The sequence below is a fragment of the Olivibacter ginsenosidimutans genome (genome assembly GCF_039542865.1).
GTDB classification, from domain to species: domain Bacteria; phylum Bacteroidota; class Bacteroidia; order Sphingobacteriales; family Sphingobacteriaceae; genus Olivibacter; species Olivibacter ginsenosidimutans.
Genome location: NZ_BAABIQ010000003.1, coordinates 453,399 through 468,095, shown reverse-complemented (window position 1 = coordinate 468,095; position 14,697 = coordinate 453,399). Strand labels below are relative to the sequence as shown.

17 protein-coding genes and 1 tRNA gene are annotated in these 14,697 nt (G+C 40.2%); 8 read left to right on the top strand and 10 right to left on the bottom strand.

Going from position 1 to position 14,697, the window contains the following annotated elements; all coding sequences use genetic code 11:
* Positions 1–133: 133 nt before the first annotated feature.
* Positions 134–2,779 (bottom strand): valine--tRNA ligase, encoded by a 2,646-nt coding sequence (locus tag ABD930_RS03350; RefSeq protein ID WP_345230272.1) that lies wholly within the window; start codon positions 2,777–2,779, stop codon positions 134–136.
* A gap of 138 nt (positions 2,780–2,917) precedes the next feature.
* Here ABD930_RS03350 and ABD930_RS03345 point away from each other — a divergent pair, with 138 nt between their 5' ends.
* Positions 2,918–4,204 carry a serine aminopeptidase domain-containing protein gene (locus ABD930_RS03345; RefSeq protein ID WP_345230271.1) on the top strand — a complete coding sequence of 429 codons (1,287 nt, stop codon included), beginning with the start codon at positions 2,918–2,920 and terminating at the stop codon, positions 4,202–4,204.
* 68 nt (positions 4,205–4,272) lie between these two features.
* Here the strand turns inward: ABD930_RS03345 and gyrB are convergent, their stop codons facing one another.
* Positions 4,273–6,231 (bottom strand): DNA topoisomerase (ATP-hydrolyzing) subunit B, encoded by a 1,959-nt coding sequence (gyrB, locus tag ABD930_RS03340; protein ID WP_345230270.1) that lies wholly within the window; start codon positions 6,229–6,231, stop codon positions 4,273–4,275.
* Between the two features lie 161 nt (positions 6,232–6,392).
* Between gyrB and ABD930_RS03335 the strand changes: the two genes are divergently transcribed.
* On the top strand, positions 6,393–6,998 hold the full coding sequence (locus ABD930_RS03335; protein ID WP_345230269.1) for an OmpH/Skp family outer membrane protein: 606 nt from the start codon (positions 6,393–6,395) through the stop codon (positions 6,996–6,998).
* 45 nt (positions 6,999–7,043) lie between these two features.
* On the opposite strand, the gene ABD930_RS03330 is transcribed toward ABD930_RS03335, so the two are convergent.
* Together ABD930_RS03330 and ABD930_RS03325 are read right to left on the bottom strand one after the other, a co-directional pair.
* Positions 7,044–7,196, bottom strand: a complete 153-nt coding sequence (locus tag ABD930_RS03330; RefSeq protein ID WP_345230268.1) for a 30S ribosomal protein THX — start codon at positions 7,194–7,196, stop codon at positions 7,044–7,046.
* Positions 7,197–7,242: 46 nt separating this feature from the next.
* Entirely contained in the window at positions 7,243–7,677 is a 435-nt protein-coding gene (locus ABD930_RS03325; protein WP_345230267.1) for an META domain-containing protein, read from the bottom strand.
* Positions 7,678–7,765: 88 nt separating this feature from the next.
* On the opposite strand from ABD930_RS03325, the gene ABD930_RS03320 reads away from it, so the two are divergent.
* Entirely contained in the window at positions 7,766–7,996 is a 231-nt protein-coding gene (locus ABD930_RS03320) for a hypothetical protein (RefSeq protein WP_345230266.1), read from the top strand.
* Here the strand turns inward: ABD930_RS03320 and ABD930_RS03315 are convergent.
* From ABD930_RS03315 to tpx, 4 genes are all read right to left on the bottom strand, one after another.
* A complete protein-coding gene (locus ABD930_RS03315) occupies positions 7,950–8,690 on the bottom strand; it encodes a phosphatase PAP2-related protein (protein ID WP_345230265.1) in 741 nt (246 codons plus the stop codon). The genes ABD930_RS03320 and ABD930_RS03315 overlap by 47 nt on opposite strands.
* 151 nt (positions 8,691–8,841) lie before the next feature.
* Entirely contained in the window at positions 8,842–9,009 is a 168-nt protein-coding gene (locus tag ABD930_RS03310) for a dienelactone hydrolase family protein (RefSeq protein ID WP_345230264.1), read from the bottom strand.
* Positions 8,933–9,499: a dienelactone hydrolase family protein gene (locus ABD930_RS03305; protein ID WP_345230263.1), complete on the bottom strand. Its 567-nt coding sequence runs from the start codon at positions 9,497–9,499 to the stop codon at positions 8,933–8,935. Before ABD930_RS03305 ends, ABD930_RS03310 begins: the two co-directional genes overlap by 77 nt.
* A 27-nt stretch (positions 9,500–9,526) precedes the next feature.
* Positions 9,527–10,024 carry a thiol peroxidase gene (gene tpx, locus ABD930_RS03300; protein ID WP_345230262.1) on the bottom strand — a complete coding sequence of 166 codons (498 nt, stop codon included), beginning with the start codon at positions 10,022–10,024 and terminating at the stop codon, positions 9,527–9,529.
* Between the two features lie 366 nt (positions 10,025–10,390).
* Between tpx and rfaE1 the strand changes: the two genes are divergently transcribed.
* The 5 genes from rfaE1 to ABD930_RS03275 all read left to right on the top strand — a co-directional run bounded on the left by rfaE1 (position 10,391) and on the right by ABD930_RS03275 (position 13,605).
* Positions 10,391–11,338 (top strand): D-glycero-beta-D-manno-heptose-7-phosphate kinase, encoded by a 948-nt coding sequence (gene rfaE1, locus ABD930_RS03295; protein ID WP_345230261.1) that lies wholly within the window; start codon positions 10,391–10,393, stop codon positions 11,336–11,338.
* Between the two features lie 4 nt (positions 11,339–11,342).
* The gene (locus ABD930_RS03290; protein WP_345230260.1) at positions 11,343–11,906 is read left to right on the top strand and encodes a D-sedoheptulose-7-phosphate isomerase; all 564 of its coding nucleotides are present in this window, start codon (positions 11,343–11,345) and stop codon (positions 11,904–11,906) included.
* Between the two features lie 8 nt (positions 11,907–11,914).
* Positions 11,915–12,412 carry a D-glycero-beta-D-manno-heptose 1-phosphate adenylyltransferase gene (gene rfaE2, locus ABD930_RS03285; protein ID WP_345230259.1) on the top strand — a complete coding sequence of 166 codons (498 nt, stop codon included), beginning with the start codon at positions 11,915–11,917 and terminating at the stop codon, positions 12,410–12,412.
* Between the two features lie 4 nt (positions 12,413–12,416).
* Positions 12,417–12,926: a D-glycero-alpha-D-manno-heptose-1,7-bisphosphate 7-phosphatase gene (locus tag ABD930_RS03280; RefSeq protein WP_345230258.1), complete on the top strand. Its 510-nt coding sequence runs from the start codon at positions 12,417–12,419 to the stop codon at positions 12,924–12,926.
* Between the two features lie 133 nt (positions 12,927–13,059).
* Positions 13,060–13,605, top strand: a complete 546-nt coding sequence (locus ABD930_RS03275; protein ID WP_345230257.1) for a hypothetical protein — start codon at positions 13,060–13,062, stop codon at positions 13,603–13,605.
* A gap of 60 nt (positions 13,606–13,665) precedes the next feature.
* Here ABD930_RS03275 and ABD930_RS03270 read toward each other — a convergent pair whose 3' ends face one another.
* A complete protein-coding gene (locus ABD930_RS03270) occupies positions 13,666–14,520 on the bottom strand; it encodes a retropepsin-like aspartic protease (RefSeq protein WP_345230256.1) in 855 nt (284 codons plus the stop codon).
* 37 nt (positions 14,521–14,557) lie between these two features.
* A tRNA-Thr gene (locus ABD930_RS03265) sits at positions 14,558–14,629 on the bottom strand.
* Between the last annotated feature and the right edge of the window lie 68 nt (positions 14,630–14,697).

Below are 14,697 nucleotides of genomic sequence, written 5' to 3'. Positions count from 1 at the left end.
AATTAAAAGATAAAATGAGCTCGTTGCACTCGGTTTGTTTTTTAATGGCAATGAAGCTTATCCGCCTACCGCAGGTGGCTCATGCATTATAAATCTTACGAAGATAACAATCCCAACAAGTATTACAAAAACTTTACAACTCTGCTAAACGTTCTTCTAGAATTTTAATCTTCGCTAAGGCATCCACTTGTTTATTTCGCTCATTTGTAACGATTTCGGGTTTCGCATGTTGCACAAATTTTTCATTGCCAAGCTTGGCATTGACCGACTTTAGAAAACCCTCCAGGTATTTTATCTCACTCCTTATTCTGTCTTTTTCGGCATCGACATCGATATGTTGTGAAACCGTCACAAAAAATTCATCCTTACCAACAATAAAGGAGAAAGCACCGGTAGGTTTTTCATGCACAAAGATTACCTCATGAACATTAGCTAGTTTACGAATATGGTTAACATATACTGAATAATCGATTCCTTCATTTGCTTTAATGGCCAAGGGTAAGGACTCTTTTGGTGAGATCTGCTTCGTATTTCTCACATTGCGAACTTCAGAAACAACTTGCTGGATTGTCTCAAAATCAGCCAACAATTTCGCGTTCACCTCTCCTCCTTTGGGATAATTGGCAACAATACAACAGTCCATTTCCGAGCGACTTCCAAATAAGTCATCGTGCCATAATTCCTCACTTAAAAAAGGCATAAAAGGATGAATCAATGCCAGCAGTTGCTCAAAGAAATTGGTTGAGGCTATAAATACTTGCCGGGCAATGGGTTGTTGATAAGCTGGTTTTACCAATTCCAAGTACCAAGAGCAAAAGTCGTCCCATATTAACTTATAGATCACCATTAACGCATCAGACAATCGATAAGCAGCAAAATGTTCATCAAGAAGCGCGATGGCTTGATTAAATCGACTTTCAAACCAAGCTATTGCTTTTAAATCTGCCGCTGTTGCATAGTTTTCTACCGTATCCCATCCTTTCACCAATCGAAAGGCGTTCCATATTTTATTGGCAAAATTACGTCCTTGCTCACAATAGGCTACATCAAACATGAGATCATTGCCAGCAGGCGAAGAAAGCAGCATACCTACCCGAACACCATCAGTACCATATTGTTCCATCAGTTCGATGGGATCTGGCGAATTTCCCAGGGATTTAGACATTTTACGACCCAATTTATCCCGTACGATACCAGTAAGGTAAACATTTTTAAAAGGCGCTTCATGACGAAATTCATGTCCGGCAATCATCATCCGCGCTACCCAGAAAAATAGAATTTCAGGAGCGGTAACTAAATCATTGGTCGGATAATAATAACATATGTCCTTGCCGTTTGGGTTTTTAAAGCCATCGAATACCGATATAGGCCATAAGCCTGAAGAGAACCAAGTATCCAATACATCTTCTTCTTGATAAATCCCGGTAGATGGCAAGCCCGCTTTCTTAAATTCTTCAACGGCCTCTTCTTCCGTTTTAGCCACCACCCAATCCTGTTGTTCGTTATACCATGCTGGGATGCGCTGCCCCCACCAAAGTTGACGGGAAATGTTCCAATCTTTTACATTTTCCATCCAGTGGCGATAGCTATTCATAAACTTATCTGGGATGAGCTTCACATCCCCTTTCAGCACGTAGTCCAATGCAGGCTTGGCCAATATATCCATTTTGCAAAACCATTGCATGGATAGTTTAGGTTCAATAGCTGCATCTGTACGTTCAGAGAATCCCACCTGCGACTTATAGTCTTCTACTTTTTCTAACTGTCCGACCTCTTCCAACAATTTGGCAATTTTCTTTCGGGCTGCAAAGCGATCTTCACCAACTAATAATTGGGCTTTCTCATTCAGCGTACCATCATCGTTCAGGATATCAATGACTTCTAATTTATGTTTTTGACCTAACTCATAGTCATTCAGATCATGGGCTGGTGTAACTTTTAAACAACCTGTACCGAAACCCATTTCCACATATTCATCTTCAATAACGGGTATTTCCCGATTAATTAAAGGAACAAGTACCTTCTTTCCCTTCAAGTCTTGATAACGCTCATCATTAGGGTTAATACAAATTGCCGTATCGGCCATAATGGTTTCCGGCCTTGTTGTCGCTATCGTAATGTAGTTCAGTTGCGCGCTACGAGTTGTAGGTTGTGCATCTTTTTCAACAACTTGATACCTGATATAATAGAGCTTTTGGTTAACTTCTTTACGAATAACTTCTTCATCTGATACAGCAGTTTTTCCTTGGGGATCCCAGTTAATCATCCGAATACCCCTATAAATATATCCTTTTTTATAAAGATGAATAAACGTATCGATAACGGCCTCACTTAAATCAGGATCCATAGTAAAGCGTGTACGGTCCCAATCGCATGAGGCTCCTAATTTTTTTAATTGCTCTAAAATGATTCCGCCGTACTTATCCTTCCATTCCCAAGCATATTTCAAAAATTCCTCCCGTGAAAGATCTTTCTTCTGTATACCACGCTCCTTTAGCATAGCCACCACTTTAGCTTCTGTAGCAATAGATGCGTGATCTGTCCCTGGTACCCAACAAGCATTTTTACCTTGCATTCGTGCACGGCGAATAAGCACGTCTTGTATGGTATTATTGAGCATATGTCCCATATGAAGTACGCCCGTTACATTGGGCGGGGGCATGACGATTGTATACGGTTCGCGCTGGTCTGGCACCGAGCGGAAAAATTTCTTTTCTAACCAATAAGCATACCACTTATCTTCTGCCTCTTTCGGATTATAGGTCTTCGCTAAGCTCATTTTTTGAAAAATCAATTAAACATGTAAGAGGTGCAAACTTAGATAAAAAGCCTCGTATTCGCGAACACCAAAGCGCAAAAAACAAGACGTGGAACGTTTTTTGTGTCTTAGCCTACAGATATAAATTAATGCGTATTAATGAAAAGACATGTTTTATTAGGAGCACTCGTATTCTTTATCGTCGGCCGAACAGCTTATGCACAAACAACGAATGCAGAAAATGCACTCAAATTCATGGAGTTTTTAGCCCAAGGTCAATACGAAGATGCGCTCAACCTAACTGCTGTAGGCTTTAAAGCCAAAGTGAAGCCAACGGACCTAGCCCAATTATGGGAAAATTTTAATCAACAATTAGGCCCCTATGAATCAGCAAAAATAGCAGATGATGTAGATAAGAATGCAGCTCCATTAATGGTAGAAACTACCTTTAAAAACTATATTATGCCCTTCACGGTGAATTTCGATGAGAATCACGAGATTGTGGGCTTTTTTGTTCAGCAGCAGCCAAAATCCAGAGAAGACGCCCGTGTAAGTCCATCAAATTTTCCAGAAGAAGCGATCAAAGTCAAAGTACATGGTGGCATCATTAGTGGCACCATCATGACACCGAAGACCCCACAAGCAAGCATGCCTATAGCTTTGATTATAGCTGGGAGTGGCCCTACTGACCGAAATGGCAATAACGTATATGGCGTCCACAGCAATTCCTATTTATTGCTTGCTGAGGCCTTGGCCGATAATGGCATCGCTAGTTTCCGGTACGACAAACGCCTTGTTGGTGAAAGTACCACTTTTGACACGAAGCAAGACAGTGTTGTTTTCCAGGATTTTGTGGATGATGCGGTCATCTTAGGGAATTTCTTGAGGAGCCGTAAAGAATTCGGAAAGCTATTTATTTTAGGTCATAGCGAGGGATCCAATATCGGTATTATGGCGTCCCAACAGTTAAAGCCTGATGCGTTTGTATCCTTGTGTGGCCCTGGTGAAAATCTTTCAACTACCTTAGAAAGTCAGTTGGTGGCCCAACCTCAGCTCGCTCAGCAGGCTAAGCCGATTATTCAACTATTGAAGCAAGGGAAGACCACAAACAATGTGCCTGACGCCTTAAATGGTCTATTTGCACCGGTTATACAAAAATTTATCATTTCGTCTTTCCAAGTTGAGCCTACTGAAGAGATCGCCAAATTATCGGTACCCTTGTTGATCATTGGTGGTACCAGCGATTTACAGGTTCCCATTAAGCACGCCGAGGCATTAAAACAGGCTAATCCAAAGGCCACGCTGCTGCTCATTAGCCAAATGAACCATGTGTTAAAAACGGCTCCTAATAATCGTTCAGAAAATTTAAAAACGTATACGGCACCTAATTTACCATTGAATGGCGATTTGGTTATGGGCTTGGTTAATTTTTTAAGTGATAAGTAGTAAGTTCTACGTTATACGTGCGTTGAACTTTGCAACGTATAACGTAAAACTTATCACGTTAAACTTCTTTAGACATCTATCTTCGCATATTTTGCATTACGTTCGATAAACTCCCTACGCGGTGCCACTTCGTCTCCCATAAGCATGGAAAATACACGATCACATTCTGCAGCATTTTCGATACTTACCTGACGCAGGGTACGTGTTTCTGGATTCATGGTGGTATCCCATAATTGCTCAGCATTCATTTCGCCTAATCCCTTATACCGCTGTACATGGACGCTATCTTCCTTACCTGCACCCTTTAGACGCTGAATAGCAGCAAGACGCTGGTCTTCATTCCAAGCATACTCGAAATCTTTTCCTTTTTTTATGAGGTATAAGGGTGGTGTTGCGATATAAACATAACCACTTTCTATCAATTCCTTCATATAACGGAAATAGAAGGTGAGGATTAATGTGGTGATGTGTGAACCATCCACATCGGCATCTGTCATGATGATGATCCGGTGGTAACGTAATTTTTCAAGGTTTAATGCTTTAGCATCTTCAGGTGTACCAATACTTACCCCAAGTGCCGTAAACATATTCTTAATTTCTTCGTTCTCGTAAATCTTATGCTCCATTGCCTTCTCTACGTTCAGAATTTTTCCTCGTAACGGCAATATGGCCTGAAAATCGCGATTTCTACCTTGCTTGGCAGTACCTCCTGCAGAATCTCCCTCTACCAAGTAGATTTCGCACTTTGCTGGATCATTATTCGCACAATCGGCCAACTTACCAGGTAATCCACTCCCGCCCATTACTGTTTTACGCTGCACCATATCCCGGGCTTTGCGTGCAGCAGCGCGTGCTTGAGCAGCAATAATTACCTTTTGTACAATCGCCTTAGCTTCTCGGGGATTCTCTTCCAAGTAGGTACCTAAGATTTCCCCTACTGCAACATCTACCGCTCCCATCACTTCATTATTACCGAGCTTGGTTTTGGTCTGTCCTTCAAACTGAGGTTCAGCAACTTTAACAGAAATCACAGCTGTTAAACCTTCCCGAAAATCATCACCGGTAATATCTACTTTCAAGTTTTTCAGCAGTCCTGATTTATCAGCATAAGCTTTTAGTGTCCGTGTCAAGCCTCTACGGAATCCAGCAACATGCGTACCTCCTTCAATAGTGTTAATATTATTCACATAGGAGTGCACATTTTCCGAATAGGTATCGTTGTATTGCAGCGCCAGTTCAACTGGTATCCCTTGTTTTATACCTTCAACATGAATGGGGTCAGGGATTAAGGCTTGGCGATTTCCATCTAAGAATTTCACAAATTCGCTTAAACCGCCTTCTGAATAAAACGTATCGTGTCTTAATGATCCATCGGGTTGCTCTTCTCTTTCATCCAACAACGACAGACGAATTCCTTTGTTTAAGTAGCCCAACTCCCTTAATCTTCCCGCTAAGATATCATAGCTATAGGTGGTTGTCATTGTGAAAATCGTAGGATCGGGATGGAAAGTAACCTTTGTTCCCGTACGATCGGTTTCTCCAATGGTTTTGACGTCATATAAAGGTTTTCCCTGTTCGTACTCTTGTTTAAATATTTGTCCTTCGCGATGTACTTCAGCAATTAATAATGTAGAAAGTGCGTTTACACAGGAAACCCCTACACCGTGCAGACCACCGGATACTTTGTAGGTATCTTTATCAAATTTACCACCAGCATGGAGCATGGTCATAACCATTTCTAATGCTGATTTATTCTCTTTTTTGTTAATTCCGGTGGGAATACCCCTTCCGTTATCTTCTACCGTAATGGAGTTATCTTTATGGATGATGACTTGTATATCGGTACAATAACCAGCTAGCGCTTCATCAATGGAGTTGTCAACTACTTCATACACCAAATGGTGTAAACCTTTCACGCCAACATCTCCGATATACATAGAAGGTCTTTTTCTTACTGCTTCCAGGCCTTCAAGTACCTGTATATTATCTGCGGAGTAATTGGATTTGTTTTTGTTTTCTTCGCTCATGTATAGTTTAGTTCCAAAAACACAAAAATACGAAAATTTGCCGACACTTAAGCAATTTAGCGCAGGATATACTAGCTTTTGAAAAAAAAATTATCTAGTATATGATTTTTATAGTAGGTTTGCGTTTTTAATCATATAAAATCCATAGTAACGACATAAAAATGAACAAACCAATCGCTTCATTAACAAAAACAACCTTAGGCTTGCTATTGGCAGCAGCGGTTATATCTTGTAACAACCCCGCGGGGAAGACAGCATCTAAAACCGGCTCTGATAGCACAGCAACAGCTGCTACAGACGGTAGTATCGTATATGTGAATTCTGACTCTCTTTTAGCGAATTACACCTACTTTAAAGACATGCAAACGAAATTGCAGGAAAAAGCAAAGAAGACGCAGGAAGAACTTCAGGCAAAGGGAAATGCTTTTCAACGGGAAGTAGCAGACTATCAAAAGAATGCGGCGACCATGACGGCAGACCAACGGAAAAGTACGGAAGAGCGCTTAGCTCGAAAACAAGAAGAGTTGGGCAAATTTAACCAGAATGCCAATCAATCTTTTGCAAACGATGAGGCACAAGAACAGGAAAAACTATATAACAAGGTTTCTGATTTTCTGAAAGCACATGCGAAAGAAAAGGGTTATAAATTTGTACTTACCTATTCAAAGGGGAACCCGGGTGTGTTATTTGCAGACGAGCGCCTGGAAATTACCAAAGAAGTGGTTGAAGGCTTAAATGCTGCGTACAAAAAAGAAGAAAAGAAATAATCTTTCCTAAACCATAGGCAAAAAAGCAAGAAGGGTTGATTGAAGTCAACCCTTCTTGCTTTTCGGAGCTTTTTCCTTTGCCGGTGCTGCCGCTTCCGCTGTTACGGCTTTTTCTTTCTTTTTTTCATGTGGACGAGTCTTCCCGTATGACCCCATAACAATTTTTCCTCTTTTTGTTTTTTTATCTCCTTTTCCCATGTTATTTTAAATATTAGATGTTAGATATTAGACATTAGGTATCTCATCATTCTCCTTGTCGCTGAAAGCGCATGAGGGCAATATCTCCCATAAGCAAATTTAAGGTTTTTCCATTGTTGCTAATGGCATATGTGTCAATTTTCTGTAACGAATTTAAAAACGTCTGTTCTCCTTGGCCGGGGCATGCCATTTTCGTCATACCCAATCCATCTTTAAAATTAATGCTGTTACCGGTGCGATGCAATGGACCAAAAAAACGATTACAGCTGGTACTGCCTGTTATCTGATTACGATCTACTTCGATCTTTAAAAACGGTTTTTTACCCGGGTACAATCCTTCAAAAGCAATACGCGGTCCGCTAATATAGTCCAATTCCCAAGTACCTGCAAGCTGATCTTTTTCAATCATTGCCTTTTTCTTAGTTGTACATGCGATCAGTACGGCAGCTATAATACAACTGAATGTAACGAATTTCTTCATCTGTTCTCGGTTACTCTTTTTAACGAATCAAGTTAAAGAATGTTTACAACAAATTAGTTAACTTCGCCACTTTAGTTATCATAGAGAAATGAAAGAGCCATTTGATATCGCTATTAATCACGTTGACTATGCTATTTTCCCAGAGGAAGAGAATACCTATACCGTCTATAAAGATGGAAGAGAATATATGAAAATCATGAAAGACACCGAAAATAGTTGGATAAAGCTAGATCCGGAAACAGAATTGCCACGCTTTGAAGCAGATGACGAAATCAATGCAATTGGTCAGGAGATCGTAGCTTTTGAAAATCAGGAGTAATCGGTACATGCACATTCTGTTTTGCAATTGCCAAATAAGCTTTATACCATCCGCTTAGTGCAATTTCCCTACCAAGCCAGAAACAAATCCACGTGAACATTGGGGCTGCAAGCACATCGATACTATAGTGCACATGTTGAATCAACACCATCGTTCCGATCAACATCGTTGCTAACAGCGCCAACCTCCTATCCCATTTACGATTAAAACACAAAAACATTAAAAACATAGTGGATGTATGCCCAGAAAAAAACAGATCTTTTGTAATAAAATCCACCTTGCCATAAGCGATATTACTAATTGGATCTACTAATGGGATTAAGCCGTACGGAGGGTCCAACGGAATTAACGATATGGTAAGCATACGTAAAAACAGGAGCAAAACGAATCCATAGAGATACGTAATCATAATTGCCGGATTAGAAAAACACCGATATAGCAATAGCGCTGCCATGCCCCAAATACAGATAAATATTGGTGTAGATAGATTTACTGTTGGAAGCATGAGCAAGATAGGATCGTACAACGGCATCCCGTCACGTAGCTCAATATGATCGAAAAAGTGTGGCAATACTAATAAGAGTACAATAAATAAAAGGTGACCCGCAATGAACCAGCTTTTAAATGCCCAGCTTTGCATGGCTTGTTTCCAGGTGATGTTTATCTCCTGGTCGTTATGAAATAAGGGTTGCATCTCTTCTCAATAATTCTATGCAAATTTGGCTTAACATTTTGGTAATACGAAATTAATTTTTTCTAATATACCAATAGCCTAAAATCGCAGACCATTTGCTATAACGACCAGGGATTATCAAACGCTACTTCACAAAAGTTAATATATTAAATTAGCTTAGTTTCTTTTTAAAAAAATCTATTGTTCGCTGCCAAGCGAGCTTAGCAGCCGCTTCATCGTAACGTGATGGTGAGGTATCGTTGTTAAAAGCGTGGTTCACATGTGGATAGATAAATAATTGATAATCGATGTGCTGTTGATTTAATGCTAACTTTTCCATTCCCTTCCTTTAACCCCCGTAAATATTCCAGACCTTTTACATAATTCTGAAGATTCTTTTCAGGATCTAACTGACCAATCCATTTCCTCCCTTGATCTTCATCTGTCGGTGTACCTCCAAAAGGAGAAAGAGCATCTACCCCCAGCGCTATAAATCCTTCGGCAGCTACTCTTTTGGTTACGTCAATAATGTGTGGATTTAAGCCCCTATTTTCATGGATCACTAGTACGGCACCAAGATTAACCGGATTTTTTGGCTTTGCCAATATCGCTTGCACATTACCATCTACGCCAGTATAGGTGATCTTTTCTGTAGTGATACCCTCATTTTCAAAAGGTTTAGCTGCTGCGTAATTATTCTCCAACAGCGGTAAAACAGCCAAAGCTAACGATGTACTTCCAGTCAAAACAACAAGCCTCCTCATGAATTCCTTCCTATTCATTTGGCTATGGGTATACTGATCGTAGAGGTTTATTATTTTTTGATCCATCACGTTCACCTTATTGACTTTCCTTTTTTACTTTACCGCAGCCAAGGCTTCGCTATAATTAGGTTCTTGTGCTATTTCAGGAACCTGTTCTTCGTAAACTATTTTCCCTTGGGGATCAATAACCACGACGGCTCTACTTAACAAGCCACGTAAGGGCCCATCTGTCAACTCTACACCATAAGTCTTTCCAAAGTCTGATCGAAAATCAGAAAGCATCACGACGTTCTTAATACCTTCTGCACCACAAAATTGCGCCTGTGCAAATGGTAAATCTTTGGAAATACATAAAACAGTAGTGTTCGGCAACTGAGCTGCATCTTCATTAAATTTACGTACTGAAGCAGCACAAACCCCTGTATTAACACTTGGAAAAATATTCAGGATAACATATTTTCCTTGAAACGCTTTCAAGCTTTTTTCCGATAAGTCTACGGCTGTTAATGTAAAATCCTGAGCTTCTGTTCCTACTTTTGGTAAGGCTCCAATGGTATGGACTGGATTTCCTTTGAATGTGATGTTTGCCATTTTTGTTTGTTTATTTAATTGTTGATCTGTTGTTAATCCTTGTGCATGTAACCCGATACAAGTACAGCACATAAAACAGATAAAAATAAAGTGCTTCTTCATGTTCATATCAAACGTAGATAAATTGCCTTTTTTTCACAAGTGTTTGTTTTTTGCGTTCAAGCTTCCGCCATAAAACGACGGACGTATATGCACTGTAATCGTATTGCATATAAAAGCGATTATTCGTCACGCTAAACAATTTTACTATTTTTTACCCATAATAAAGAGCCCAGTCGAATAATTTACACTAAAATTGGAATTAGCTTCGTTTTAATTCTGTTTCTTTGCAGAATAGTTGCTGGAAAAGCAAAACCTTATTACTATATGAGTCCAAAAAAAAACATCTTGGTTATCGGAGACATTATGGTTGACCATTATATTTATGGAAAATGCGACCGAATATCTCCTGAAGCTCCTGTACCCGTGGTAAACTTCACTCAAGAGCATTATACCTTAGGTGGTGCAGGAAATGTCGTTAAAAATCTGATTGCTTTAGAGGCACCAACGCAATTATTGGCTGCTTGCGGAACAGACGAGGCGGCTTCACAATTAGAAGACCAACTTCATTCTTCCAGTATAACCTATTTTCTAGCGAAGGAAAAGGATCGGCCTACTACCGTAAAAACAAGGGTATTGGCAGGAAACCATCAACTATTGCGAATTGATCGGGAAACCAAAAAAAACATCAGCGTTGACGGAGAGGAAAAGCTAATCGGCCAATTAACCGCTTTGCTGCCGCATACCCAATTGTTAATTTTATCCGACTATTGTAAAGGTTTTTTTAGTGACGGGCTAAGCAAAGCCATTATTTCAGCTTGCAAACAGCACCAAGTATTAACCATATTAGATTCCAAGGAAAAAAATTTGGAAAAATTTGCCGGCATCGACATCATTAAACCCAATAAGAAAGAGGCGGCGTTAATGTCGGGCATAACTATTGTCGATCAACAGACTTTACGAGAAGCCTGCGCCCGAATTCGGGAAAAAACACAATGCCAATCTGTCGTTGTAACCTTATCCGAAGAAGGGATGGCCATCTATCATCAAGAAAATCTAGACATTATCCCCACCAAAGCTTTAGAGGTATACGATGTAACAGGTGCAGGTGACACCGTGATTGCCGCCATTGCATATGGTTTGGCCGAAGGTTTATCCCTTCATGAAGCTTGCGATCTGGCAAACCATGCAGCAGCAGTTGTTGTTGCTAAAATAGGAAGTGCTACCGCTACATTAAAAGAAATTGAACAACTCAGAAAAAAGCAAGAACAATAATGCCATGGATAAAATCATTGAAAAAACCTTTAATGATCATTTAGAAACGCTTAAACAAACGCAAGAGCAACTTAGCCCGGCAATAAAAGAAGCCGCGATGCAGATTGGAAATGCCTTAAAAAACAACCATAAAGTTTTGTTAGTGGGTAACGGTGGAAGCGCTGCGGATGCCCAACATATTGCAGCCGAATTTACAGGCAGATTTGTTAAAGAACGAGCTCCCTTAGCAGCAATTGCATTAACGACAGACACTTCGGCGCTGACGGCAATTGGAAATGATTATGGATACGAGCAGGTATTTTCAAGGCAAGTATATGCCTTAGGTAATGCAGGTGATGTTTTGATCGCCATTTCCACCAGTGGAAACAGTCCGAGTATTTTAACAGCCGTAACAGCCGCTAAAGAAAAGGGACTTGTCACGATCGGGCTTACGGGTAAAGATGGCGGCGATTTGAAAAATAGATGTGACCTAAGCCTTATAGTGCCCAGTGCTGTTACTGCGCATATCCAAGAGATGCATATTTTAATCGGGCACCTATTTTGTGCCTATATCGACACGATTTATTAATGCCCATTATGGACCATCCTATCCAACAACCCTTACAGAAGCTCCTCGCCCGTGAAAGGCTTATCCAGCAAGTTGCTGAATGGCAACAAGCGGGTGAAAAAGTGGTCTTCACCAATGGATGTTTTGATTTATTGCACCCCGGACACTTAAACTATTTACTGGAAGCAGCAGCTTTAGGTCAAAAACTAGTCATTGGCTTAAATTCGGATGCTTCGGTAAAGCGATTGAAAGGACAAAACCGCCCGATTAATGATGAAATGACACGAGCTTCTTTTTTAGCTTGCCTTTACTTTATCGATGCGATCAGTATTTTTGAAGAGGATACCCCACTTGAATTGATTAAGGCTATTAAACCCAATATTCTGGTCAAAGGTGGCGATTATACAGTGAACACGATTGTTGGTGCAAACGAAGTGCTGGCACGTGGTGGAACCGTTAAAACCTTAGCTTTCGTGCCCGGTTATTCTACCACCAATCTCATCAAGAAAATACAAGAGCAATTATAAAATTATGCACAGGAAAGCGCTGTTTCTCGATCGTGACGGTGTGGTAAATATAGACAAGGGCTATGTCTATCAAATCACGGCCTTTGAATTTGTAGCAGGTATTTTCGATATCTGCCGATATTTTCAGGAGCAGGGATATCTTCTTATCATTGTTACCAATCAATCGGGCATTGCCCGGAAATTGTATACAGAGGCCGATTACGCTCAGCTGACCGAATGGATGGTACAGCAGTTTAAAGCCGCGGGTATTACCATTAATAAGGTTTACCACTGTCCGGATCATCCTGATTTCACGAAACCTAGCCAGTGGAGAAAGCCTAATCCAGGCATGCTATTAGAAGCTGCAAAAGCATTTGAGCTTAATTTAACTGAAAGCGTCCTCATTGGCGACAAACCTTCCGACCTAGAGGCGGCCAAACGTGCTGGTATCAAAAAGGCTTTTTTAACCAAGACCAATGAACCACTTGATTTGACAACTATTTTAACGCAATTACAAAATACCAGTAAGTGGTAACAATTACTTCTTATCTTTTTCTTTTTAGAAAAAAACCGGATTCATCTACTCTGTATTGATTCACGAATTTATCTTTCTATCTTTGCTGGCAATAGCCTTAAACAATCTATTAAAAACATTAAACAACATTAATATGAGAAAAAACAAACTTTTACTTGCTTGTGTAGTCGTGCTTTGCACTTTCATCTCTAGTCGGGTTTCAGCCCAGTCGCCCGTTAAATTTGGCATCGGTATAGAAGGAGGCATTCCAACAGGTAGTGCCAGTGACCTATATGCTGTTTCAGCGGGTGCCAGCCTAAATGTTTTGGTTCCCCTACCCGTAACCAATTTATCGGTCATCGGCTCGGCCGGTTATCAACAATGGTTTCTTAAGGGAGATATCAAGGATGCCTTTAAAGAAGAAGGATACGATGTAGGCAACGCAGGAATTTTACCCATCAGAGTTGGCGCACGTTACGGTATCGGTCCAAGCCCATTGTACATTAAATTTGATTTAGGTCCAGCTTTTTCTGTGAAGGAAGTAATTAAGGGTGGTGGAGACAGTGGGACAGCTATGAGTTATTCTCCTGGTGCCGGCGTTAAACTTGGTTCATTTGAAGCTGAATTGAAGTACGACATCTATTCTAAAGATGGATCATTATCTTTCTTCGGACTCAAATTATCACACTATTTTAACTAGTAATTATACATCGCATAGCAAAGCTGGCATCCACAAAAATGCCGGCTTTTTTCATATTATTCAATCTTCAGCGATATAAATCCGTTTTTCGGGGATGCTGATGGTTATTTTTTTGCCGAGCCATGCGATGCTCATTTTCCCTTCATAAATCAGCCCCTGAACAAAATTAACAGACGGATTTTCGATCTTAGCCTCCTTATTTTCGGTAGCAATTTCTGCAAGTTTGCCTATGTACATTTTTGATATTTTATTTGCGTTAAATTCACTCTTTTTCTCTATACTATCCAACGTTGATCTTTTTATGGATAGGTCGTCCATGAAACGTTCATCCACCCAATAGGAATGGTCTCCCGCTCCTGAATCTAACATTATTTGGATGGATAATTGATCATTAAGCCGAACATTTGTAAAAATATCCAATGCCCGACCTCCATAATCTGCTGTTTCAAGTGTAATGAATTTATTTTTTCCCTTCTTACCTAATTTGGCAAATGACAATTCCTTTTTCGTATAATCAATGGTTACCGGTGTTTGCCGAAATGCCTGTAATGACAAGATACCATCAATACCATCCATATGCAGGTCAAAAGTGGTATACCACTGATCGTTACATTCAAAGTCGCCCAATGACAATGTTTTCGAACGATATAAAGGCATCCGTAAGGGTTCTCCAGTCGCTCGGTGGCCAACGAAAAAATGGTGCGTTTCTTTATTTTCAAGTTTTTCAGCAAACGTTTTAAAGAACATATTCAAACCCGCACCCGTATCAAAAATGAAGTTTCCCTCTACACCGTTTACTTTTGCTTTAATTAAGATATGCCCATTTGCCGTTAGCGAAAAAGGGACACTCTCCTGAGCTTTTAATGGAACACCTCCGATCAGCAGCATCAAGAACAGAAAGGCTATTTTCTTCATATGACTATTGGTATAGGATAAAGGGCTTTTTAAATAGAGCTCCCAGCCGGACTCGAACCAGCAACCGTTGATTACGATTCAACTGTTTTACCATTAAAACTATAGGAGCAGATGGTATGGCGAAATTAAAAAATATTTTACTTACATCCAATATGGATGGGTGGAATAAACCATGTA

Excerpts from the sequence above, each read along its gene's own strand:
- ABD930_RS03310 (WP_345230264.1), bottom strand. The coding sequence starts at position 9,009 with ATGGAAAAGTTAGCATTAAATCAACAGCACATCGATTATCAATTATTT.
- ABD930_RS03350 (WP_345230272.1), bottom strand. The coding sequence starts at position 2,779 with ATGAGCTTAGCGAAGACCTATAATCCGAAAGAGGCAGAAGATAAGTGG.
- tpx (WP_345230262.1), bottom strand. The coding sequence starts at position 10,024 with ATGGCAAACATCACATTCAAAGGAAATCCAGTCCATACCATTGGAGCC.
- ABD930_RS03290 (WP_345230260.1), top strand. The coding sequence starts at position 11,343 with ATGGATAAAATCATTGAAAAAACCTTTAATGATCATTTAGAAACGCTT.
- ABD930_RS03335 (WP_345230269.1), top strand. The coding sequence starts at position 6,393 with ATGAACAAACCAATCGCTTCATTAACAAAAACAACCTTAGGCTTGCTA.
- rfaE2 (WP_345230259.1), top strand. The coding sequence starts at position 11,915 with ATGGACCATCCTATCCAACAACCCTTACAGAAGCTCCTCGCCCGTGAA.
- ABD930_RS03320 (WP_345230266.1), top strand. The coding sequence starts at position 7,766 with ATGAAAGAGCCATTTGATATCGCTATTAATCACGTTGACTATGCTATT.
- ABD930_RS03330 (WP_345230268.1), bottom strand. The coding sequence starts at position 7,196 with ATGGGAAAAGGAGATAAAAAAACAAAAAGAGGAAAAATTGTTATGGGG.
- ABD930_RS03275 (WP_345230257.1), top strand. The coding sequence starts at position 13,060 with ATGAGAAAAAACAAACTTTTACTTGCTTGTGTAGTCGTGCTTTGCACT.
- ABD930_RS03325 (WP_345230267.1), bottom strand. The coding sequence starts at position 7,677 with ATGAAGAAATTCGTTACATTCAGTTGTATTATAGCTGCCGTACTGATC.
- ABD930_RS03315 (WP_345230265.1), bottom strand. The coding sequence starts at position 8,690 with ATGCAACCCTTATTTCATAACGACCAGGAGATAAACATCACCTGGAAA.
- ABD930_RS03345 (WP_345230271.1), top strand. The coding sequence starts at position 2,918 with ATGAAAAGACATGTTTTATTAGGAGCACTCGTATTCTTTATCGTCGGC.
- ABD930_RS03305 (WP_345230263.1), bottom strand. The coding sequence starts at position 9,499 with ATGGATCAAAAAATAATAAACCTCTACGATCAGTATACCCATAGCCAA.
- gyrB (WP_345230270.1), bottom strand. The coding sequence starts at position 6,231 with ATGAGCGAAGAAAACAAAAACAAATCCAATTACTCCGCAGATAATATA.
- ABD930_RS03280 (WP_345230258.1), top strand. The coding sequence starts at position 12,417 with ATGCACAGGAAAGCGCTGTTTCTCGATCGTGACGGTGTGGTAAATATA.
- ABD930_RS03270 (WP_345230256.1), bottom strand. The coding sequence starts at position 14,520 with ATGAAGAAAATAGCCTTTCTGTTCTTGATGCTGCTGATCGGAGGTGTT.
- rfaE1 (WP_345230261.1), top strand. The coding sequence starts at position 10,391 with ATGAGTCCAAAAAAAAACATCTTGGTTATCGGAGACATTATGGTTGAC.